Annotated in this window: 19 protein-coding genes and 1 pseudogene; 11 read left to right on the top strand and 9 right to left on the bottom strand. The window is 74.3% G+C overall.

Features of this window, described 5'->3' with window-relative positions; translation table 11 throughout:
• Positions 1-268 precede the first annotated feature (268 nt).
• Together polA and ACWDYF_RS06710 are read left to right on the top strand one after the other, a co-directional pair.
• Positions 269-2,995, top strand: coding sequence for a DNA polymerase I (polA, locus tag ACWDYF_RS06705; RefSeq protein WP_381743804.1), 2,727 nt, complete (start codon positions 269-271; stop codon positions 2,993-2,995).
• Positions 2,996-3,212: 217 nt separating this feature from the next.
• Positions 3,213-3,704 carry a hypothetical protein gene (locus ACWDYF_RS06710; protein WP_389466696.1) on the top strand — a complete coding sequence of 164 codons (492 nt, stop codon included), beginning with the start codon at positions 3,213-3,215 and terminating at the stop codon, positions 3,702-3,704.
• 161 nt (positions 3,705-3,865) lie between these two features.
• Here ACWDYF_RS06710 and ACWDYF_RS06715 read toward each other — a convergent pair whose 3' ends face one another.
• Positions 3,866-4,795 (bottom strand): DUF4184 family protein, encoded by a 930-nt coding sequence (locus ACWDYF_RS06715; RefSeq protein ID WP_389466694.1) that lies wholly within the window; start codon positions 4,793-4,795, stop codon positions 3,866-3,868.
• 297 nt (positions 4,796-5,092) lie between these two features.
• Between ACWDYF_RS06715 and ACWDYF_RS06720 the strand changes: the two genes are divergently transcribed.
• The gene (locus ACWDYF_RS06720) at positions 5,093-6,940 is read left to right on the top strand and encodes a lytic transglycosylase domain-containing protein (protein WP_389466691.1); all 1,848 of its coding nucleotides are present in this window, start codon (positions 5,093-5,095) and stop codon (positions 6,938-6,940) included.
• A gap of 97 nt (positions 6,941-7,037) precedes the next feature.
• Here the strand turns inward: ACWDYF_RS06720 and hrpB are convergent, their stop codons facing one another.
• Both hrpB and ACWDYF_RS06730 read right to left on the bottom strand, forming a co-directional pair.
• Positions 7,038-9,581: an ATP-dependent helicase HrpB gene (gene hrpB / locus ACWDYF_RS06725; RefSeq protein ID WP_389466688.1), complete on the bottom strand. Its 2,544-nt coding sequence runs from the start codon at positions 9,579-9,581 to the stop codon at positions 7,038-7,040.
• Between the two features lie 85 nt (positions 9,582-9,666).
• On the bottom strand, positions 9,667-10,623 hold the full coding sequence (locus ACWDYF_RS06730; RefSeq protein WP_389466685.1) for a class I SAM-dependent methyltransferase: 957 nt from the start codon (positions 10,621-10,623) through the stop codon (positions 9,667-9,669).
• A gap of 226 nt (positions 10,624-10,849) precedes the next feature.
• On the opposite strand from ACWDYF_RS06730, the gene rpsA reads away from it, so the two are divergent.
• A complete protein-coding gene (gene rpsA / locus ACWDYF_RS06735) occupies positions 10,850-12,352 on the top strand; it encodes a 30S ribosomal protein S1 (RefSeq protein WP_018567566.1) in 1,503 nt (500 codons plus the stop codon).
• 118 nt (positions 12,353-12,470) lie between these two features.
• On the opposite strand, the gene ACWDYF_RS06740 is transcribed toward rpsA, so the two are convergent.
• Positions 12,471-13,445: a right-handed parallel beta-helix repeat-containing protein gene (locus ACWDYF_RS06740; protein WP_389466682.1), complete on the bottom strand. Its 975-nt coding sequence runs from the start codon at positions 13,443-13,445 to the stop codon at positions 12,471-12,473.
• A 247-nt stretch (positions 13,446-13,692) separates the two neighbouring features.
• Between ACWDYF_RS06740 and ACWDYF_RS06745 the strand changes: the two genes are divergently transcribed.
• From ACWDYF_RS06745 to ACWDYF_RS06755, 3 genes are all read left to right on the top strand, one after another.
• Positions 13,693-14,631, top strand: a complete 939-nt coding sequence (locus ACWDYF_RS06745) for a PAC2 family protein (RefSeq protein ID WP_026252497.1) — start codon at positions 13,693-13,695, stop codon at positions 14,629-14,631.
• Positions 14,632-14,687: 56 nt separating this feature from the next.
• Complete coding sequence (gene coaE / locus ACWDYF_RS06750) at positions 14,688-15,308, top strand: dephospho-CoA kinase (RefSeq protein WP_389466679.1); 621 nt, start codon at positions 14,688-14,690, stop codon at positions 15,306-15,308.
• A gap of 88 nt (positions 15,309-15,396) precedes the next feature.
• Complete coding sequence (locus ACWDYF_RS06755; RefSeq protein ID WP_018567570.1) at positions 15,397-15,777, top strand: tetratricopeptide repeat protein; 381 nt, start codon at positions 15,397-15,399, stop codon at positions 15,775-15,777.
• A 27-nt stretch (positions 15,778-15,804) separates the two neighbouring features.
• Here the strand turns inward: ACWDYF_RS06755 and ACWDYF_RS06760 are convergent, their stop codons facing one another.
• Positions 15,805-16,059, bottom strand: coding sequence for a DUF6343 family protein (locus ACWDYF_RS06760; RefSeq protein WP_018567571.1), 255 nt, complete (start codon positions 16,057-16,059; stop codon positions 15,805-15,807).
• A gap of 149 nt (positions 16,060-16,208) precedes the next feature.
• Positions 16,209-16,796, bottom strand: a complete 588-nt coding sequence (locus tag ACWDYF_RS06765) for an RNA-binding S4 domain-containing protein (RefSeq protein WP_389466675.1) — start codon at positions 16,794-16,796, stop codon at positions 16,209-16,211.
• Between the two features lie 55 nt (positions 16,797-16,851).
• Here ACWDYF_RS06765 and ACWDYF_RS06770 point away from each other — a divergent pair, with 55 nt between their 5' ends.
• Both ACWDYF_RS06770 and pip read left to right on the top strand, forming a co-directional pair.
• On the top strand, positions 16,852-17,559 hold the full coding sequence (locus ACWDYF_RS06770; RefSeq protein WP_389466672.1) for a uracil-DNA glycosylase: 708 nt from the start codon (positions 16,852-16,854) through the stop codon (positions 17,557-17,559).
• Between the two features lie 94 nt (positions 17,560-17,653).
• The gene (gene pip / locus ACWDYF_RS06775; protein WP_389466669.1) at positions 17,654-18,622 is read left to right on the top strand and encodes a prolyl aminopeptidase; all 969 of its coding nucleotides are present in this window, start codon (positions 17,654-17,656) and stop codon (positions 18,620-18,622) included.
• Between the two features lie 66 nt (positions 18,623-18,688).
• Here pip and ACWDYF_RS06780 read toward each other — a convergent pair whose 3' ends face one another.
• Both ACWDYF_RS06780 and ACWDYF_RS06785 read right to left on the bottom strand, forming a co-directional pair.
• Positions 18,689-19,144 carry a GNAT family N-acetyltransferase gene (locus ACWDYF_RS06780; RefSeq protein ID WP_389466985.1) on the bottom strand — a complete coding sequence of 152 codons (456 nt, stop codon included), beginning with the start codon at positions 19,142-19,144 and terminating at the stop codon, positions 18,689-18,691.
• A 126-nt stretch (positions 19,145-19,270) separates the two neighbouring features.
• Positions 19,271-19,759, bottom strand: a pseudogene (locus ACWDYF_RS06785) (RidA family protein); the annotation flags it as partial.
• Here ACWDYF_RS06785 and ACWDYF_RS06790 point away from each other — a divergent pair.
• Both ACWDYF_RS06790 and ACWDYF_RS06795 read left to right on the top strand, forming a co-directional pair.
• On the top strand, positions 19,758-20,561 hold the full coding sequence (locus tag ACWDYF_RS06790; RefSeq protein ID WP_389466666.1) for a nucleotidyltransferase domain-containing protein: 804 nt from the start codon (positions 19,758-19,760) through the stop codon (positions 20,559-20,561). The pseudogene ACWDYF_RS06785 and the gene ACWDYF_RS06790 overlap by 2 nt on opposite strands.
• A gap of 177 nt (positions 20,562-20,738) precedes the next feature.
• Entirely contained in the window at positions 20,739-20,924 is a 186-nt protein-coding gene (locus ACWDYF_RS06795) for a hypothetical protein (RefSeq protein ID WP_158690395.1), read from the top strand.
• Positions 20,925-20,983: 59 nt separating this feature from the next.
• Here the strand turns inward: ACWDYF_RS06795 and ACWDYF_RS06800 are convergent, their stop codons facing one another.
• Entirely contained in the window at positions 20,984-21,472 is a 489-nt protein-coding gene (locus tag ACWDYF_RS06800; protein ID WP_381743816.1) for a hypothetical protein, read from the bottom strand.
• Positions 21,473-21,889 lie beyond the last annotated feature (417 nt).

Consider the following 21,889-nt stretch of genomic DNA (forward strand, 5'->3'; position numbering starts at 1 on the left):
GACTGGCGACTGCGTGGGTGCTGCCTGTACTGCCGGTACTGCCTGTGCTGTGCCGGTGCTGCTTTCCCCGGCCGGTACCGCGAGATCGCGCCCCGGGCCCCGGACCGGACCCTCTCCGATCCTCGCACGAGGCGGTGACAATGCCGTCGGCCGGGGAGGAGCGCGGGCCGCGGGCCGCGGGCCGGGGGCCGGGGCCGCCGGGGTCCCGGCGGCCGGGCACAGCGCGGGTGGCGTCCGGCTGTCAGTGGCACGTGGCAGGATCGGGGACGTGGCAGAGACAGCATCGAAGAAGACCGAGACCGACCCCGGCGGCACCCGTCCGCGGCTGATGCTCATGGACGGGCACTCGCTGGCCTACCGCGCGTTCTTCGCGCTGCCCGCGGAGAACTTCACCACCGCGACGGGCCAGCCGACGAACGCGATCTACGGCTTCGCGTCGATGCTGGCCAACACCCTGCGTGACGAGGCGCCCACGCACTTCGCGGTGGCGTTCGACGTCTCCCGCAAGACCTGGCGCTCCGAGGAGTTCACGGAGTACAAGGCGAACCGCTCCAAGACCCCCGACGAGTTCAAGGGGCAGGTGGAGCTGATCGGCGAGCTGCTCGACGCGATGCACGCCTCCCGCTTCGCCGTCGAGGGGTTCGAGGCGGACGACATCATCGCCACCCTCGCCACCCAGGCCGAGGCCGCGGGCTTCGACGTACTGATCGTCACCGGCGACCGCGATTCCTTCCAGCTGGTCTCCGAGCACACCACCGTGCTCTACCCCACCAAGGGCGTCTCCGAGCTGACCCGGTTCACCCCGGAGAAGGTCTTCGAGAAGTACGGGTTGACGCCCGCCCAGTACCCCGACTTCGCGGCGCTGCGCGGCGACCCCTCGGACAACCTGCCGGGCATCCCGGGCGTGGGCGAGAAGACGGCCGCGAAGTGGATCAACCAGTTCGGCTCGTTCGCCGAGCTGGTCGAGCGCGTCGAGGAGGTCAAGGGCAAGGCCGGGCAGAATCTGCGCGACCACCTGGAGGCCGTCAAGCTCAACCGCCGCCTCACCGAGCTGGAGCGCGGCGTCGAGCTGCCCAAGGGCGTCGCCGAGCTGGCCAGGGCCGCCTACGACCGCAAGGCCGTCGCGATGGTCCTGGACACCCTGGAGATCCGCAACCCGTCGCTGCGCGAGCGGCTCTTCGCCGTCGACCCGGGCGCCGAGGAGGCCGAGACCACGCCGGTCGCGACGGAGGGCGTGGAGCTGGACGGCGCGGTGCTGGGCACCGGCGAGCTGGCCGGCTGGCTCGCCGAGCACGGCGGCCGGACCCTGGGCGTCGCCACGGTCGACACCTGGGCGCTGGGCACCGGCTCGGTGGCCGAGGTCGCGCTGGCCGCCGACGGCGGGGCCGCCGCCTGGTTCGACCCGACGCAGCTCGACGAGGCCGACGAGCAGGCGTTCGCGGGCTGGCTGGCCGACGCGGGCCGGACCAAGGTCTTCCACAACGCCAAGGGCGCCATGCGGGTCTTCGCCGAGCACGGCTGGAGCGTCGCGGGCGTCGCCATGGACACCGCGCTCGCCGCCTATCTGGTGAAGCCAGGACGCCGCTCCTTCGACCTGGACGCGCTGTCCCTGGAGTACCTGCACCGCGAGCTGGCACCGGCCGCTGCGGCCGACGGCCAGCTCGCCTTCGGCGCGGACGACGCCGCCGAGGCCGAGGCCCTGATGATCCAGGCCCGTGCCGTCCTCGACCTCGGCACGGCCTTCGGGGACCGCCTCCAGGAGGTCGGCGCCGCGGACCTGCTGCGCGACATGGAGCTGCCCACCTCCGCACTGCTCGCCCGCATGGAGCGGCACGGCATCGCCGCCGACCGCACCCATCTGGAGGCGATGGAGCAGACCTTCGCCGGCGCGGTGCAGCAGGCCGTGAAGGAGGCGCACGCCGCGGCCGGGCACGAGTTCAACCTCGGCTCGCCCAAGCAGCTCCAGGAGGTCCTCTTCGGCGAGCTGGCCCTGCCGAAGACCAAGAAGACCAAGACCGGCTACACCACCGACGCCGACGCCCTGGCCTGGCTGGCCGGCCAGACGGACAACGAGCTGCCGGTGATCATGCTCCGCCACCGCGAGCAGGCCAAGCTCCGGGTGACCGTCGAGGGCCTGATCAAGACGGTCGCCGCGGACGGCCGCATCCACACCACCTTCAACCAGACGGTCGCCGCGACCGGCCGCCTCTCCTCGACCGACCCGAACCTCCAGAACATCCCCGTGCGCACCGACGAGGGCCGGGCCATCCGCCGCGGCTTCGTGGTCGGCGAGGGCTTCGAGTCGCTGATGACCGCCGACTACAGCCAGATCGAGCTGCGCGTCATGGCCCATCTGTCCGAGGACGCGGGCCTGATCGAGGCGTTCACCTCCGGTGAGGACCTGCACACCACCGCGGCCTCGCAGGTCTTCGCCGTCGAGCGCTCGGCGGTGGACGCGGAGATGCGCCGCAAGATCAAGGCCATGTCCTACGGCCTGGCGTACGGCCTGTCGGCCTTCGGCCTCTCCCAGCAGCTGAACATCGAGGCGGGCGAGGCCCGCGCCCTGATGGACGCCTACTTCGAGCGGTTCGGCGGCGTACGGGACTATCTGCACCGGGTGGTGGACGAGGCCCGCGCCACCGGCTACACCGAGACCCTGTTCGGCCGCCGCCGCTACCTCCCCGACCTCAACAGCGACAACCGCCAGCGCCGCGAGATGGCCGAGCGGATGGCCCTCAACGCGCCGATCCAGGGCACGGCGGCCGACATCGTCAAGATCGCCATGCTGCATGTGGACCGGGCGCTGGCCGAGGCCGGGCTGAGGTCCCGGATGCTGCTCCAGGTCCACGACGAGATCGTGCTGGAGATCGCCCCCGGCGAGCGCGCGGCCGTGGAGGAGATCGTCCGCCGCGAGATGGCCGGCGCGGTCCGGCTCAGGGCGCCCCTGGACGTCTCGGTGGGCGTGGGGCCGGACTGGGAGTCGGCGGCGCACTGACGGCCGCCGGGCCCTGCGTACGGCCCGGCCGGGACGGGTCCGGCGGACGGCTTCACGGGCCGTCCACCGGACCCGTCCGCGTGCGCCGCCGGGCCGCCCGGTCGCCGGGCCGCCCGGAGACGCCCGGATCTGCCGTGACCTGCGGCGACTGCGTGTACATCACTCACGTGGCCCCCGCGAAGACGCACCGGCCATCCCCGCCCGACAGGATCTGGGCATGGGTATACGCATGCTCAACCACCGGCCGGCGGTATCCCAGACAGCCGTCGGCGCGGCCCCGGCCGCGTCGCCCCCGCCGGTTCCGGCCCTCGCGTCGACCGCGAGCACCGCCCGTGTCCCGACCGACCTCGCGGTCACCCTCCGGCGGGCCGCGTGGGACCTGCGCCGCCGGTTCACCCCCGGCGCGCGGCTTCCCTGGCGGCTGTGGGCCGATCTGACGCGCGGCTACGCGGCGCTCCTGCTCGCCCGGGTGCCGCGCCCCGTCCCCACCCGCACCCTCACCGTCTTCGTCGCGGCCTCCCCGGCCGTGCCCCGCCGCCCGAGCGGCCCGGCACCACGCGAGGACCGCCCCGACCGCCGGGACCGTAAGAACCGCCCGGACCGTACAGACCGTCCGGCTCGTCCCGATCGCACGGACCACCCGTCGCCCCACCCGCCCCCGCAGGACCACCAGAGCCGCCGCAACGGTCCGGGCCACCGCGACCGGTAGCCGGGCCCGGACAGCCTTCGGAAGGCAGCGAGCGGCGACGACCGCCCGGGACCGAGACCGGAACCAGGCCGGGACCAGGCCGGGACCAGGCCGGGACCAGGTCGGCGCCAGGCCGGAACCAGGCTGGAATCAGGGCCCGGCTCTCCGAAGGCCCGGCCGCCTCACCGAATCCGTAGGCCGCCGTCCCGCCGACGCCCGCCGCCGTCTCCCGCACCCGGCTCGGGCGGGCCCACGCCCCCACCCCCGCCGCCGCTCCCCACGCCCGCGCCCCCGCCCCCGTCGGCGACCCTGTGCCGGTGGCGCACCCGCACCACCACCGCGTACGCCGTCACCCCCGCCACCAGCCCGGCGCCCGCGCCGAAGCACACGGTGGGGATCAGGTCGAACAGGCCCCCGCCCCTCCCGTCCCCGGCCCACGAGCGAGCGACCCGCTGCACCGTCCCGGCCGCCGCGCAGCCGCCGATCAGGGCCGGGCCCCACCACCGGTCCCGGACCGGCAGCACCGGGACCCCGGCCCCGGCGGGATCGACCGCCACCGCCCGCCGCAGGGCGTGGACGACGAAACCGGTGATCGCGACCGCCGCCACCGCCGAGCCGCCGTACTGGAGGTACCGGTAGCCCGGCGCGCCCCAGACCCGGTGGTCCAGCACCGGGAACACCCGTACGCCCCACCGGTCGTGGTGGGTGAAGGCGTCCCAGACGACATGGGTCAGCGCGCCCACGGCCGCGGAGAGGTACCAGCGCGCCACCGAGGAGGGCTCCACGCGCGCGCGTGGAGCACCGCACCGCAGCAGTGCCGCGGGCCGCCCCTGGACACTCCGGGGGAGCAGCGCCACCAGGGGCTCACGGGCCAGGAGCCACAGCCCGGCCAGGAGCCAGGCCGTCGCCACGTCCACCGTCACGACGCCCGGCAGGGAGTGGGTGAAGGCGCCGAACCCCATCGCCGAGGGCAGCGCGTTCGCCGCGTAGTAGGTCGCGTCCGGTGCGGAGGAACCCGCGACGAGCACCACCGGCACCAGCCGCCACCGGCCCGTGCCGTCCCCGCGCACCGCGGGCAGGACGGCGGCCGCGTGGCTCGGAGTGAACGGCAACGAAACCCCTCACAAGGCGTGTTGACCGGACCGGGCGGCCCGGATGACCGACACGTCCAGTATGCGGGAGGGAGAACCGGACACGTCGGTTCCGCGTCCTCGTGCGGCCGAAGGTGGCCAACCGGAGCAAACCGGGCACGAACCGCTCCCGACACAAAGGAAGTTGTCGTAGGGTCACCTGGGTCGTGCATCCGAAAGGCTCCACAAGGGCAACCAGTACCGCGGGTCAACCGTCACAACAGGGCGAACACACAGGAACAGAGGGACGCTCGGGCGTTCACGGGAGGGGTTCACTCCATGGCGGCGCATTTCGGCAGGAGGCTGTACAAAGGGGCGGCGACCACCGCTGTGGCCGCGGTCGCGGTCGCGGCGCTCTCCGCTTCGGAGGCTCCCGGTGTGACGGCCGGCGACGACGGCAGACAGGCGACGGCCGGTGCGTCCTCCGCCCCCGACACCCCCGCGGGCGCCGGTGACACCGCGACCGGTGACACGCAGTACTACACGGACCTGCCGCCGCTGAAGAGCCCCGAGCCCGCCACCGGCACCGGTACCGGCACGGGAAGCGGCACCCCCGCCGTCGGCGGCCCGGCCGAGGCGGGCATACCCGCCACCGTGCTCGACGCCTACAAGAAGGCCGAGGCCGAACTGCGGACCGCGAAGCCGGGCTGCAACCTGCCCTGGCAACTGCTCGCCGCGATCGGCCGGGTCGAGTCCGGCCAGGCCCGCGGCGGCCAGGTGGACGCGCAGGGCACGACGCTCACCCCGATCCTCGGTCCCGTCCTCAACGGCAGCGGCTTCGCGAACATCAGCGACACCGACCACGGCGTCTACGACGGGGACAGCACCTACGACCGCGCGGTCGGCCCCATGCAGTTCATCCCCTCCACCTGGAAGTGGGCGGGCCGGGACGGCAACGGCGACGGCAAGAAGGACCCCAACAACATCTACGACGCCGCCCTGGCCACCGCGCACTACCTGTGCCGCAACGGCTGGGACCTGTCGGACCAGGCGGACCTGAACAGCGCGATCCTCAGCTACAACCACTCGCAGGAGTACCTGAACACCGTCCTGTCCTGGCTGGAGTACTACCGCAAGGGCACCCACTCCGTGCCGGACGGCACCGGCCAGCTGCCGAGCCACAGCAGCGGCGGCGGCACCCCCGGGACGTCGCCCACGAACCCCTGGCAGCCGACCGCGCCGACGACCGGCCCCGGGAAGTCCGGCACGCCGGGCACGCCGGGCACACCGGCCGAGCCGGGCAAGCCGAGCACCCCGGGCAAGCCCGGCAAGCCGGGCGGCGGCTCCCCGACCGAGCCGCCCACCAAGCCGCCGACGCCCCCCACCAAGCCCCCCACGCCCACCGACACCGTGGACCACCTGAAGGACGCGGACGCGGGCACGGGCGAGCTGACGGCGCGGGCCGGTGACACCTTCGCGCGGAAGATCGGCGCCCGCGCCGAGACCAAGGCCGGCAAGGCGGTCGCCAAGGTCAGGATCCGGTTCGTGATCAACGGTGACACCGACGCCGCCTTCGCGGGGGGCGAGAAGGCCGCCACGGTCGTCACCGACGCCTCCGGTCTGGCCGCCGCACCGGCGCTCCAGGCCGGTGAGAAGACAGGCTCCTTCACCGTGCGGGCCCTGCTGGTGGGCCGTACGGTCTCCGCCGTCGACTACCGGGCCACGGTCACCGCGCGCGGCGCCGACAAGCTCGTCCGCACCGGTGACACACCGCTGCTCTGCACGCCGGGCGGCACCTTCGCCGACCAGGTCGAGGTCAAGGCCACCTACAAGGGCGCCGTCGCGGACCGGGTCGCGGCCACCGCCACCCTGGTCACGTCCGCCGAGGACGGCACCGAGAACGACAAGGGCCCCTACTTCAAGGGCGACGACGACAAGCCCGTACGCACCCTGAAGAACCTCACGACCGACGGCAAGGGCCTGATCAAGCTGCCCAAGCTGTACGCGGACGACACCACCGGCACCTTCCTGCTCCGCATCACCACCACCGGTGGCGCGACGCTGACCGTGGAGCTGAAGGTCGCGGCGGACGGCACCGCCGAACCGTCACCGGACCCGTCCGGGTCCCCGTCCACGTCCCCCTCACCGTCCGGATCCCCGTCGGCATCCCCGTCCACCGGCTCGTAGGCCGCGCGGCGGCACCGGCACAGCGCCGGGGCGCCCGCTCCCGCACCCGCGCGGGAGCGGGCGCCCCGGCGCGTGCGGCCCCGGACCGGCCGCCGGGTCAGCGCCGCAGCCGGGCGTTGGTGTGCCGGGTCGGCTCGGCGGCCGCCGGGTCCTCGGGCCAGGGGTGCTTCGGATACCGCCCGCGCAGCTCAGCCCGTACGCCCTTGTAGCCGTCCCGCCAGAAGGACGCGAGGTCGGCGGTGACGGCGACGGGACGGCCGGCGGGGGAGAGCAGGTGCACGAGGACCGGCACCCCGGCCACGGCGGGCGAGGCGTCCAGCCCGAACATCTCCTGGAGCTTCACCGCGAGCACCGGCCGCTCGGGATCGCCGTAGTCGACCCGGACGGCCGACCCGCTGGGTACGGTGATCCGCTCCGGGGCCAGTTCGTCCAGGCGGGCCGCCTCCCCCGAGGCCCACGGCAGCAGCCGGGACAGCCCCTGCCCGGCGTCGATCCGCGCGAGGTCCGCACGGCGGCGGGCACGGCCGAGTTCCGGCTCCAGCCACTCCTCCACGCGCGCGTGCAGGGCGTCGTCGCCCACGTCGGGCCAGGGCGCGCCGAGCCGCCGGTGCAGGAAGGCGAGCCGCCGCCGCAGCGCCTCGGCTCCCGGCGGCCAGCGCAGCAGCCCCCAGCCCTCCTGGCGCAGCCCCTGGAGCAGCGCCCCGCGCACGAGCGCGGGATCGGGGTCGGAGAGGGGACGCGCCCTCAGTTCCACCGCCCCCAGCCGTTCGACGCGCCGCGCGACGACGTCCCCGCCGGTCCAGCCGACCTCGTCCCGCTCCTCGTGCAGCGCCCCGGCCGCCCGCCGGGCGATGTCCTCGTCGACGGCGGCGGCGAGCTGCACGCGCGCGTGCCCCCGGCCCAGCGGCCGGTCGGCGACCGCGACGGCGAGCCACGGCGACCCGCGCAGCGCGGACCCCTCGGCCGGCTCCGCCCGCGTGCCGGAGACCATCAGGTACGAACCGCCGTCCAGCCGCGCCACCCGCTCGGGGAAGGCCAGCGCGGCGACGAGCCCGGCCACGTCCTCCTCACGGCCCCCGCCCTCACGGCCCCCGCCGGAGGGCTCGGCCGCTCGCCCTTCCGGGGCGGGCGCCGCGGAGCCCTTCGCCGCGGCCCGCAGCCGCCGCACCTCCGTGCGCCACCGCCCCGCGTACGGGTCGCCGCCGCGCCGGGCGGCGCGCAGCGCGGCCGCGAGATCGTCGCCGTACTCCCGGGGCACCTCCTCGCTGAGCAGCGCGACCACCTCCGCGGCCCGCTCGGCCGCACCACCGGCGCCCGCGTCGAGCAGGGCCCGTCCGAGCCGGGGATGCACGCCGAGCCGGGCCAGCCGCGCACCGCGCTCCGTGGCGCGCCCGTCCGGACCGACCGCGCCCACGGCGGTCAGGACCTCCCGCGCCGCCGCCATCGCCCCGGCGGGCGGCGGATCGAGCAGGGCGAGCCCGGAGGCGTCCGGGTCGCCCCAGCAGGCCGCCTGAAGAGCGAACGCGGTGAGGTCGGCCACCTTGATCTCCGGCGCCGGGAACCGCGGCAGGCGGCCGTCCTCGGCCTCGGTCCAGCACCGGTACACCGCGCCCGGCGCCTCCCGTCCGGCCCGGCCCGCCCGCTGCCGTCCGGCCGCCTGCGAGGCCCGTACCGTCGTCAGCGCGCTCAGCCCGCGCGCGTGGTCCACCCGCGGCTCCCGGGCGAGCCCCGCGTCCACCACGACCCTGACGCCGGGCACCGTCAGCGAGGACTCCGCGACCGACGTGGCGAGCACCACCCGCCGCCGCGTCCCGGGCGCCAGCACCGCGTCCTGCACGGCCGCCGGGGCCCGTCCGTGCACCTGGAGCACGTCCGTGCCCGCCAGATCCCCGAGCGCGCCCGCCACCCGGGCGATCTCGCCCGCGCCCGGCAGGAAGCACAGCACGTCACCGGTCCGCTCGGCCAGCGCCCGCCGCACCACCGACCCCACGTGCGCGAGCAGCGCGGGATCCACCCGCATGCCGTGCGGCGGCCGCACCGGGCGCGCGGGCGGCGCCCACACCACCTCCACCGGGTACGACACACCGGCCGCCTCGACCACCGGCGCCCCGCCCAGCAGCCGCGCCCAGCCCGCGGCGTCCGTGGTCGCCGACGCGGCCACGAGCCGCAGCTCCGGCCGCAGCGCCTCCCGTACGTCGCACAGGAACGCGGCGGCCGTGTCCGCGTCCAGATGCCGCTCGTGGCACTCGTCGAGGACCACCGCGTCCGTACCGGCCAGCTCCTGGTCGCGCTGGAGGCGCTGGAGCAGCACACCGGTGGTGACGACCTCCACGCGCGTGCGCGGCCCGACGACGCGTTCCCCGCGGACGGTGTGGCCGACGCTCTCGCCGGGCCGTTCGCCCAGCAGCCAGGCCATCCGCCGGGCCGCGGCGCGCGCCGCGATCCGCCGCGGCTCGGCCACGACCACCCGCCGGGGCGGGCCCCCGCCGGTCAGCCCGGCCAGGGCGAGCGGCACCAGCGTGGTCTTGCCGGTGCCGGGCGGGGCCACCAGGACGGCACTGCCGTGCCCGTCGAGCGCGTCGTTCAGGGCGGGGAGGGCCGCGCGCACGGGAAGCGCGGCCAGGGCGTCGTCACGGATCACGCCCCCAGTGTCGTACGGGTACGGGAACGCCCTCCACGCGCGCGTGGAGGGCGGACGGGAACCGGGGTCCGTGTCCGGGCCGGGGTCAGTCCCGCTCGCAGACGAAGATCGCCGTCCCCGGGATGAGGTGCCCGCGCAGCGGGGACCAGCCGCCCCACTCGGAGGTGTTCCAGTCGGGCCACTCCGGTTCGACCAGGTCCACCAGGCGGAACCCGGACGTGACCACGTCGCGGACCCGGTCGCCCAGGGTGCGGTGGTGCTCGACGTAGACCGCGCCGCCCTCCTCGTCCTGCTCCACGTAGGGCGTGCGGTCGAAGTAGGAGGCGGACACCGACAGACCCTCCGGGCCGGGCTCGTCCGCGAACGCCCACCGGACGGGGTGCGTCACCGAGAAGACGAACCGCCCGCCCGGCCGCAGCACCCGGCGCACCTCCCGCAGCACCAGCCGCGGGTCGGCGACGAAGGGCAGCGCCCCGTACGCCGAGCAGGCCAGGTCGAACGAGCCGTCCGCGAAGGGGAGCACGGCGGCGTCCGCGCACACCAGGGGGAACGGTCCGCCGATGCGCAGCGCGTGCTGGAGCTGGCGGTGGGAGAGGTCGAGGGCGACCGGACGCGCGCCCTGCCCGGCCAGCCAGCGCGAGCACTGGGCCGCGCCGGCGCCGATCTCCAGGACGTCCCTGCCCTTCAGGTCCTCGGGCGGACCGAGGAGTTCCGCCTCCACCTCGTCCAGCCCCTCGGGACACCACACGAAGCGCTCGTCGCCGAGGAACGTGCCGTGCTCGACCTGGTACTCGTCGGCGTTCCGGTCCCACCAGCCGCGGTTGGCGCGGGCGCTCTCGGCGACACCGGCCGCGCGTCGGGTGGCCTCGGGCTCGCACAGTTCGGACTCTTGGATGATCGGCTCCCTCGTACTAGTCTGCGGGCTCTTCCGCGCGCCCCCGTGGCGCGCGCCGCCGAGGGCGTTCCGGTGCCGGTACGGCCCCGGAGGACGGTTCCTGTGCCGGGAATGCGGTGTTCGCCCCGGGTGTGCGGCTTCGCGCATTGACCCTGCCCGGCTGCCCCCGTATGCTACAAGTTGCGCTGCGGGCCTGCGCGCCTCAGACGGAGCAGGCTGCGCTCGCATCTGTTGTATGTCCCCTCGGTTCTCGAGGCGCCACCAGCGGTTTTGTGTGGCGCTTCCTTGGCTGTCCGGCTTCTGCAGAGCGAAACGGGCTCCCGGCGTAAGCAGTACCTACGACTTCAATGTCCGTACCGGAGCCCTTTCCCACATGACGAGCAGCACCGAGACCACCGCCACCACCCCGCAGGTAGCGGTCAACGACATCGGTAACGAGGAAGCATTCCTCGCCGCGATCGACGAGACGATCAAGTACTTCAACGACGGCGACATCGTCGACGGCGTCATCGTGAAGGTCGACCGGGACGAGGTCCTGCTCGACATCGGTTACAAGACCGAAGGTGTCATCCCGAGCCGCGAGCTCTCGATCAAGCACGACGTCGACCCGAACGAGGTCGTCGCCGTCGGTGACGAGATCGAGGCCCTTGTTCTCCAGAAGGAGGACAAGGAAGGCCGCCTGATCCTCTCGAAGAAGCGCGCCCAGTACGAGCGTGCCTGGGGCACCATCGAGAAGATCAAGGAAGAGGACGGCATCGTCACCGGTACCGTCATCGAGGTCGTCAAGGGTGGTCTCATCCTCGACATCGGCCTCCGCGGCTTCCTCCCGGCCTCCCTGGTCGAGATGCGCCGCGTCCGCGACCTCCAGCCCTACGTGGGCAAGGAGCTCGAGGCGAAGATCATCGAGCTGGACAAGAACCGCAACAACGTGGTCCTGTCCCGCCGTGCCTGGCTGGAGCAGACCCAGTCCGAGGTCCGCCAGACGTTCCTCACGACCCTCCAGAAGGGTCAGGTCCGCTCCGGCGTGGTCTCCTCGATCGTCAACTTCGGTGCCTTCGTGGACCTGGGTGGCGTCGACGGTCTGGTCCATGTCTCCGAGCTGTCCTGGAAGCACATCGACCACCCCTCCGAGGTCGTCGAGGTCGGCCAGGAGGTCACGGTCGAGGTCCTCGACGTCGACATGGACCGCGAGCGCGTCTCCCTGTCGCTGAAGGCGACCCAGGAAGACCCGTGGCAGCAGTTCGCCCGCACCCACCAGATCGGCCAGGTCGTGCCCGGCAAGGTCACGAAGCTGGTGCCGTTCGGTGCGTTCGTCCGCGTGGACGAGGGCATCGAGGGTCTGGTCCACATCTCCGAGCTGGCCGAGCGCCACGTGGAGATCCCGGAGCAGGTCGTCCAGGTCAACGACGAGATCTTCGTCAAGGTCATCGACATCGACCTCGAGCGCCGTCGCATCAGCCTCTCGCTGAAGCAGGCCAACGAGTCCTTCGGTGCCGACCCGTCGGCGGTCGAGTTCGACCCGACCCTGTACGGCATGGCCGCGTCCTACGACGACCAGGGCAACTACATCTACCCCGAGGGCTTCGACCCCGAGACCAACGACTGGCTCGAGGGCTACGAGAAGCAGCGCGAGGAGTGGGAGCGCCAGTACGCCGAGGCGCAGACGCGCTTCGAGCAGCACCAGGCGCAGGTCATCAAGTCCCGCGAGGCGGACGAGAAGGCCGCTGCCGAGGGTGGCGACACCGCGGGTGGGGCTCCGGCCGCGTCCGGCGGTGGCGGCTCGTACTCCTCCGAGGGCGGCGACACCTCCGGTGCGCTGGCTTCGGACGAGGCGCTGGCTGCCCTGCGCGAGAAGCTGGCCGGCGGCCAGAGCTGACCGCTCGCCGTCAGGCACCCGCAGTAGTGCACGACCGCGGCCCGTACCCCCTGTGTGGGGGTACGGGCCGCGGCCTTGTGTGCGCGGAGAACCGGCCGGTGCCCGGCGGTGCCCGTCCTCAGGGCGTCGGCGTCACCTCGATGTTCGTCAGGCCCTTCCCGCCGGTCACCGTGTTGCTGTCGTAGACGGTGGTCGGGCAGCTCGCGCTCCGGCCGGTCACGTCGACGGCCAGCCGGGTCGAGCCGGTCGCACCCGTCAGGGTCGACCTGTTGCCGCGGAACACGGTGCCGCAGCCCCAGCCGGACTGCTGGGTGTGGGTCTGGTAGCCGTCGTTCGTGGTGCGGGTGCCGGTGTTGTCCTGGACCAGGACGCCGTTGCCCTTCACATCGACCCAGGAGTCGTCGTAGTTGGCTCCGGTGAGGCCGCTGCCGTCGAACGTGTTGCCGACGATCCGGGCGCCGGTGGTGCCCTCCTTGATGTCGACGTTCTCGCCCCCGACACCGGGCCCGATGGTGTTGCCCAGGATCTGGATGTTGTCGCTGCGGTCCGAGAGCGTGTTGGCGGTGCCGACGTAGACGCCCTCGCCCATGCCCCGCCCGTCGTGCCCGGTGTCGTAGATCCGGGAGTTCCGGATGACGCCGTCCGTGCTGGAGTTCCGGAAGTGGACGCCCTCCATGTCGAGGTCGTGCACGGTCACACCGTCCACGATCACGCCCCGCGCGGCGTCGATCATGATTCCCTTCTGGCCGCCGGTGACGGTCAGCCCGCTGACCGTCCAGTACGACGCGCCGTTCAGGTGCAGCCCGTAGCCGCCGCCCGCGGTGAGCACGGCCCCGGCCGAGCCGGTCAGGGTGATGCGGGCGCCGGACGTGGCCGCGCGGGTGGCCTTGAAGTTGCCGGTGTACGTGCCGTCGGCCAGGTGGATCGTGTCGCCCGGGGCCGCCGCGGACAGCGCCGCCTTGAGCTGGGCCGCGGTGGAGACCTCGACCACCGGGGCGGCCGCCCGCGCGCCCGGGGCGCCGAGGAGCGGGGCGGCGAGGGCCGCGGTGACGGTGAGCAGGGAGGTGAGCAACGTGCGGGAACGTCGGCGCATGGGGGAGCCTTCCTGTGGTCACGGAGACGGGCGGGTGCGGGCGCTGCCGAGCGGCGCGGGTTCGCGTACCTGAACCGAGGGCGGTCACATGAACCGCGGACCGCTCCGGGACCGTAAGAGAGAGGCATGAGCGCGTCAAGAGTGCCGGTGTGGCGCGCCCGGAGCCGCGCGACGGCACGCGGCGGCGGGGAATGCCCGCGCCCCGCTCCTCGTTGTGAACCGATGAACACGAGGAGGGGCGATCACAGTGCTTGATCCGCAGGGTTTGTACACATGGGAGCCGAAGGGCCTGGCGGTCGTCGACATGGCGCTCGCGCAGGAGTCGGCCGGCCTGGTCATGCTCTACCACTTCGACGGCTACATCGACGCGGGGGAGACCGGCGACCTGATCGCCGGCGGGCTGCTCGACTCCCTGCCCCACCAGGTCGTGGCCCGCTTCGACCACGACCGGCTCGTGGACTACCGCGCCCGCCGGCCGCTGCTGACCTTCAAGCGCGACCGCTGGAGCGCGTACGAGGAGCCCTCCATCGAGGTGCGCCTCGTCCAGGACGCCACCGGCGCGCCGTTCCTGCTGCTGTCCGGTCCGGAGCCGGACGTCGAGTGGGAGCGCTTCGCGGCGGCCGTACGGGAGATCGTGGAGCGGCTGGGCGTACGCCTCGCCGTGTCCTTCCACGGCATCCCCATGGGCGTCCCGCACACCCGCCCGGTCGGCCTGACCCCGCACGGCAACCGCAGCGACCTCGTCCCCGGCCACCGCAGCCCCTTCGAGGAGGCCGAGGTGCCCGGCAGCGCCGCCGCCCTGCTGGAGTACCGGCTCATGGAGGCCGGGCACGACGTCCTGGGCGTCGCCGCGCACGTACCGCACTACATCGCCCGCTCCCCGTACCCGGACGCGGCCCTGACCGTGCTGGAGGCCATCACGGCCGCCACCGGGCTGGTGCTGCCGGGCCTCGCCCACTCCCTGCGCAACGACGCCCACCGCACCCAGACCGAGATCGACCGGCAGATCCGGGAGGGCGACGAGGAGCTGACCTCCCTGGTCCAGGGCCTTGAGCACCAGTACGACGCGGCCGCCGGAGCGGAGACCCGCGGCAACATGCTCGCCGAGCCCGTGGAGATCCCCTCGGCGGACGAGATCGGCCGGGAGTTCGAACGGTTCCTGGCCGAACGGGAGGGCGAGAACTGACCGCCCCCGCCGGGCCCGGCGTCCTCGCCGCCCGCGCCAGGCCCTAAGCTGCCGCCATGCTGAAGGTGGGCCTGACCGGGGGCATCGGAGCCGGTAAGAGCGAGGTGTCACGGCTGCTCGTGGAGTGCGGGGCGGTGCTGATCGACGCCGACCGCATCGCGCGCGAGGTGGTCGCCCCGGGCACACCGGGACTGGCCGCCGTGGCCGACGCCTTCGGCTCCGAGGTGCTCGCCGCCGACGGCAGCCTGGACCGCCCCCGGCTGGGTGCCGTGGTCTTCGCCGACCCGGAGCGGCTCGCGGTCCTCAACGCGATCGTGCACCCCCTGGTGGGGGCCCGTTCACGCGAACTGGAGGAGGCCGCCGCCGAGGACGCCGTAGTCGTCCACGACGTCCCGCTCCTCACCGAGAACGGCCTGGCCCCCCTCTACGACCTCGTGATCGTGGTGGACGCCCGCCCCGAGACCCAGCTCGACCGGCTCGTACGGCTGCGCGGCATGACCGAGGAGGACGCCCGCGCGCGCATGGCCGCGCAGGCGACGCGCGAACAGCGCCTGGAGATCGCCGACATCGTCATCGACAACGACGTACCGCTGGAACGGTTGCGGGACCGGGTGCGCGAGGTCTGGGCGCGACTGGCCGACAGGGCGCACAGCGCACCGGCCGGCGACCGGGAGTAGCCCGCGCGCCCCCGCACGGCCCGCGTCCGCCGGAATACGGTTGCCCGGTCGGGGCGTTGGACCCTTCCAGCAAGGGAAGGACTCAGCCGTGCCCGAGACCAGCGGTTCCCCCGGACGTACTCCGGAGACGCATGTCATCGACTTCCGCGCCGCCGAACACCTGCTCGCCGCGCGGGATCCACGGGGCGCGGTGAAGCTGCTCGACGGCGTCATCGCCGCGCACCCCGAGAACACGGCCGCCCGGCTGCTGCGGGCCCGCGCCTTCTTCGCCGCCGCGCAACTGAGACCGGCCGAGCTGGAGTTCACCATCGTCCTGGAGCGGGAGCCGGACAACGCGTACGCGCACTTCGCGCTCGCCCGCACCTACGAGCGGCAGGGCCGTCCCGACCAGGCCAAGCGCCACTTCCGGCTGGCCGCCGCGCTGGACCCCAACCCGGAGTACCTGCAACGGGCCAAGTTCGACACCTGACCCGACCGCCCGCTTCCGGGGGCGCCCTCAGTCGGGGGGCCGGTACGGGGGGACGTCACGGCCCGGCTGATAGTGCGGACCCTGGCGCAGATGACGGACGACGACCGCGAAGTCGACCGCGATCACCAGCCACAGCACACCGCAGGCCGCCGCCCACCCCGGCCGCCCGACCAGCACGAACACGGCCACGCCGAACATCGCCCAGGCCAGCCCCCACAGGCACAGCCAGAACCGCGCCCGCAGGGCACTGCGCGCGGTCGTCGGTTCGCTGCCCGTACGCATCGCCGCTCACCACTTCTCCCTGCCAACGTACTCTTCGCGCTGCGGCGGCGCGGGGAGTACGCCGGTGCGGCGGTGTGAGGAGTACGCCGGTGCGGGGAGTACGGCGGCCCCGGGAGCGCGGCCGGGGCGGGGCGGCGTGAGGCCGGTGGTCAGTGGCCGCGCGGACGGCCCTGCGGACCGCTCGGACCGTCCAAGGTGCCCAGGTCGCGCAGCCGCTCCAGCTCCCGGCGGTCGCGCTTGGTCGGCCGTCCGGCCCCGCGGTCGCGCACCCCGGCGGGCGCGACGGCCTCCCGGGGCGGGGGCGGCGGGGAGTTGTCGACGTAGCACTGGACGGCCACGGGCGCGCCGACCCGCTTGCGGATCAGCCGGGTGACCACGACGATCCGCTCCCGGCCCTCGCCGCGCAGCCGCACCTCGTCGCCGACGCGGACGGAGTACGCGGGCTTGACCCGCTCGCCGTTCACCCGGACATGGCCGCCCCGGCAGGCGGTGGCGCCGACGGAGCGGGTCTTGACCAGGCGGACGGCCCAGATCCAGCTGTCGATCCGCACGGTCTCGCCCGCGCCCGGACCGGCCGCCGCAGCGGCGGCCACGGCGGCGGCGACCCGGGGATCGACGGCGGCCGCCGCCGGAGCGGCGTCCCCGCGCCCCTGCCCGCCCGCGCCGCCCTCGTGCTCGCCGTCCCCGCTCGGGCCGCCCCTGTCCTGGTCGCGGTCCATGTCGTCTCCCGAAGCCATGGATCCGACCTTAGCCGCCCGGACCGGCCGCCCCGGAGCTATTTACGGTGGAGGCATGGACAGCAGCAGTCTCGACGCCCTCGACCGGCGCATCACCCGCTGCCGGGCCTGCCCGCGCCTGGTGGCCTGGCGCGAGGAGGTGGCCGATACCAAACGGGCCGCCTTCGCCGACTGGACGTACTGGGGCCGCCCCGTACCGGGCTTCGGCCCCCCGGACGCACGGCTGCTGATCGTCGGACTCGCCCCGGCCGCGCACGGCGCCAACCGCACCGGCCGCATGTTCACCGGGGACCGCTCCGGCGACGTCCTCTACCGGGCGCTGTACGACGTGGGCCTGGCCTCCCGGCCCACCGCCGTCTCCGCCGACGACGGCCTGGAACTGCACGGCGTACGCCTCACCTCGCCGGTGCACTGCGCCCCGCCCGCCAACAAGCCGACCCCCGGCGAACGGGACACCTGCCGGCCCTGGCTGGTCCAGGAACTGCATCTGCTGCGGCCCACCCTGCGGGCGGTGGTGGTGCTCGGCGCGTTCGGCTGGCAGGCCGCGCTGCCCGCGTTCACCGAGGCGGGCTGGACGGTGCCCCGGCCCCGCCCCGCCTTCGCGCACGGCACCCGGGTGGTGCTCCCCGGCCTCGACCTCTTCGGCTGCTTCCACGTCAGCCAGCGCAACACCTTCACCGGCCGTCTCACCCCGGCGATGCTCCGCGACGTCCTGCGCACGGCGGCGGACGCGGCGGGGCTGGAGACGAAGCCGGAGGAATGACCGCGCGGGCGCGCGCCCGGGACAGGAGCCCCGGGCGCGGGGGCACGCGGAAAACCGGGGGACGGCGCCGCCGCGCCCCGGCTAGGGTGCGCCGATGCCCCTCTATCCGGAGACCGAACCGTACGGCCATGGCCTGCTCGACGTCGGCGACGGCAACCACGTCTACTGGGAGACCTGCGGCAACCCGGACGGCAAGCCCGCGCTGGTGCTGCACGGCGGCCCCGGCTCCGGCTGCACCCTGGGCCACCGGCGCTACTTCGATCCGGCCGTCTACCGGATCGTGCTCCTCGACCAGCGCGGCTGCGGACGCTCCGTGCCGCACGCGAGCGCCCCCGGCACCGACATGAGCGTCAACACCACCCGGCACCTCCTGTCCGACCTGGAACTGCTGCGCCGGCACCTGGGCATCGAGCGGTGGCTGGTGTGGGGCGCCTCCTGGGGCTCGGTCCTGGGACTGCGGTACGCCCAGACCCACCCCGGGGTGGTCTCCGAGCTGGTGCTCACCGGGGTCGCCACCGGTTCGAACGCCGAGGTGGCCCTGTTGACCCACGGACTGGGCAGGTGCTTCCCGGACGCCTTCGCCCGCTTCCTCGCCGAGCTGCCCGAGGACGCCGACCGCACCGGCAACCTCGCCGCCGCCTACAGTCGGCTGCTCGAATCGCCCGACCCGGAGGTCCGCGCGCGGGCGGCACGGGCCTGGACCGACTGGGAGACGGCGATCGTCCCCGCCCCGCCGCGTTCCGTGCCCCGCTACGAGGATCCGGCGTTCCGCATGGCCTTCGCCCGCACCGTCACGCACTACTTCGGCAACGACCACTTCCTCGGCCCGGACAACGACGAGGGCGTGGTCCTGCGCGACGCCCCCCTGCTGGCGGGCATCCCCGGCACCCTCGTCCAGGGCGGTCTCGACTTCGGCAACCTCCTCGGCATCGTCTGGCGCCTGGAGCGGGCCTGGCCGGACAGCGAGCTGGTGATCGTGGACCGGGCCGGGCACCACGCGGGCGCTCCCGGAGTGGTGGACGTCCTGGTCGCGGCCACGGACCGGTACGGCGCCCGTGGCTGACGCGACCGCCGCGGCGGCCCTGCGGCGGCGGCCCGCGGACGCCTGCCGACACGGTGCCGCCCGCCCTCAGGGCCGCCAGACGTACCGGACGTCCGGCTCGCGCTCCTCGTTGCCGCTGCCGTCGGTGTACTCGGCGGCGACGAAGCCGTGCCGCTCGTAGAAGCGGTGCGCGGGCGCGTTGACCTGGAAGGTCCACAGCTCCAGCCCGCGCGGGCGGCGCTCCTTGGCGAGGGCGACGAAGCGGTCGCCCAGCCCGCGCCCCCGCCAGGCCGGATCGAGGTAGAGCTGGGACACCTCGGCGTCGTCGAGCACCATCAGACCGACGACGCCGTCCCCGCCGGTGTCGTCGGCCACCCATGTCTCCCGCGAGGGCACCACCACGTCCCGGAAGTACGCCCGCACCTCGTCGTCGGTGCGCGGCCGCACGACGGTGGGCAGCGCGGCGGCGAAGGACCGCAGCCAGACGTCGGCGACGGCCGCGGCGTCCGGTGCACCGGCCCGGCGCAGCACCACGGGCTCCACCGCACCCGGCGCCTCGCCCGCTGCCTCCTCCGGTGCTTCGTCCGCTGCCTCCTCCGGCGCCTCCGGTACGACGGCCGTCGCCGTGATCTCCACCAGCTGGCCCGGATACCCCAGGCAGGCGACGCCGAGCAGCGTCGACGAGTGCGGACCCGTGGCCAGTCCGGACGCCTCGACCACCTCCCATACGGTGCTCAGCACCGCCGGGTCCCCGCTGACGACGTACACGTCGGTCACCAGCACATGGGCCAGGTCGCTGCCCACGTCACGGAGCTGCCGGGACAGATTGGCGATCACCTGTTCGGCCTGGCGCACGGGGTCGCCCGCCCCGACGAGTCCGCCCTCGGCGTCCAGGGGCACCGCCCCGGCGAGGAAGGCCAGCCTGGTGCCCGCCTCGACGACGGAGGCGTGGGAGTACGTCGGCGGCGGGAAGAGGGCGGAGGATGTGACGCGCTGTATCAACAGGACTCCTGGGACGGTGGACAACCCGCCGATGATGCGCGCCGCGCGCACACCGGCGCACCCGAATTTCCCGCCGTGAGAGCCGAGCGGGACAACGCGCGAGACAACAAGACACGAGACAAAGCGAGACGCGAGACAAGGGGAGCACCACCGCATGGAACGCCCGGAACAGGCGGAAGACCCGGACCAGCTCTTCCTCGACTCCGTCGCCGACCGGCTCGCCGCCCTCCCCGGTGTCCGGGCCGTCGCCCTCGGCGGCTCCCGCGCCCAGGGCACCCACCGGCCCGACAGCGACTGGGACCTCGCCGTCTACTACCGCGACCGCTTCGACCCCGCCGAGCTGCGCGCCGTGGGCTGGCCGGGGGAGGTCTCCGGGATCGGCGAGTGGGGCGGCGGCGTCTTCAACGGCGGCGCCTGGCTGACCGTGGACGGCCGCCGTGTCGACGTCCACTACCGGGACCTCGCCGTCGTCGAGCACGAGTGGGCCGAGGCCGAGGCGGGCCGGTTCCGGGTGGAGCCGCTGCTCTTCCACCTCGCCGGGATCCCGAGCTACCTGGTGGTGGCGGAACTCGCGGTGAACCGGGTACTGCGCGGCGAGCTGCCCCGGCCGACGGCGTATCCGCACAGGCTGCGCCCGGCCGCGCGCGACCACTGGTACGGCCTGGCCACCGCCACGCTCGCCTACGCGCGCGCCGGACACGCGCCCAGGGGCGCCCTCACCCAGGTCGCCGGGGCGGTGGCCCTGGCCGCGACGCAGACGGCGCACGCGGTGCTGGCCGCGCGCGGGGAGTGGACCACCAACGACAAGGGGCTCGTGGCGCGCGCGGGGCTGGCGGACGTCGACGGCGTCCTCGGCGGGCTGACGGCGTCCCCCGAGGAGCTGGAACGGGCCGTGGACCGCGCCGGACACCTCCTCGGCACGGCGATGGCCGCCCTCCCGGATCACGCGGACGAGTGAGCACGATCCGTGCGCGGGGTGCCGCGCACGGTGCCCGGCTGCGCCGGAAGTGTGAGGTCGGACGCGGTTTCGGCGGTGAACTCGTGTCGACTGCGTCTCAGTACGGTCACCGCGCGAGGCGTTCACCCCATGCTTGGCGTTTAACTCTAGGAGTACAGCTCGACAGGGAGGTGCGGCGTGAACGGGCGAACAGTGCTCGAACGCTTTCCCGCCGGTGGTCCGCGCGGGTCATGGCCCGCGGAGGAGTTCGCGCACGCGCGGCGTCTGGAGGGCCTGCCGGCCGAGGTCGTCATGGACCTCGCCACGGACACCTTCCTGGTGATCGTCCGGGGCGGCGACGGCGGCGGTGACGTGAGCGCCTGAGTGCCGGGCACACCGGCGTACGCCCAGCGCTCCACCGGTTGTACGCCGACGGGGGAGGATCAGGCGCTGACCGACCGGGACCAGGCCGGGGTCGTCCCCGTCACCCGGCACAGGGCCAGATACAGGGGGATGGGCGGCGTGTAGGGGACCGTGCCGTCCGGGCGGTGGATGAGCGTGGGCAGCCGGTCGCGCGCCGTGTCGGGCAGGACTGCGCCGGTCGCGTAGTACGAGGGGGCGGGCCAGCGCAGGGCGTAGTCGGAGTCCGAGGGCACGATCCACCACCAGTGCGTCGCGTCGGCGAAGACGCAGCCCACGCGCGGCAGCCGGGGCATCAGCTCGGAGCCGAAACGGGCGGGCACCGCCACGGCGTCACAGCCCAGCGGGACCGTCATGCCCTCGGGAAGGGTGAGCCGGAGCGGCGGACCGGACGGTTCCGGGCTGCCCGGTGCGCCGGGCGTGCGCGGCGCGCGCCCCAGGCGTACGAGGGTGTCCAGGCTGCACACCTGGCCGGAGCCGAGATCGGAACCCTGAGTACCGCTCACAGCCATACAGACCCCGTTCCCTGAGCTTCGTGCGGTCGCGTGCCCTGCGGGGTGTGCGGGGTGTGCGGCGGGTGGGACGCCTGTGGCGCGTGCGTCCCGTGCGGTGCGGCATGCGGTCCGTGGGCCGCCTGCGGTGTGTGTGATGCGTGTGGTGTGTGCGCCGCGTGGTGCGGTGGCGGGGTGTGCTGGGCGTGCGGGTGCCCGTGTGGCTCCCGTGCCGCCCGCGGGTCGTCCTCGTGGCCGGGGTGACGGGCGGGGGCCGGCTTGGGGCGCGCGCCCCAGCCGAGGTCGCCGCGCACCTCGCGGTCGTCCCGGGAACCCTGTTCGCGCGCCGGTGCCTGGGCGTCCGCGGGCGGCTCCGCGTCCGCCTCGGCCGTCGTCACCACGGGCGGGTTCGCGTCCGCCGGTGCCGGTGCCGGTGCG

It is taken from the genome of Streptomyces sp. NPDC003284 (genome assembly GCF_053589675.1).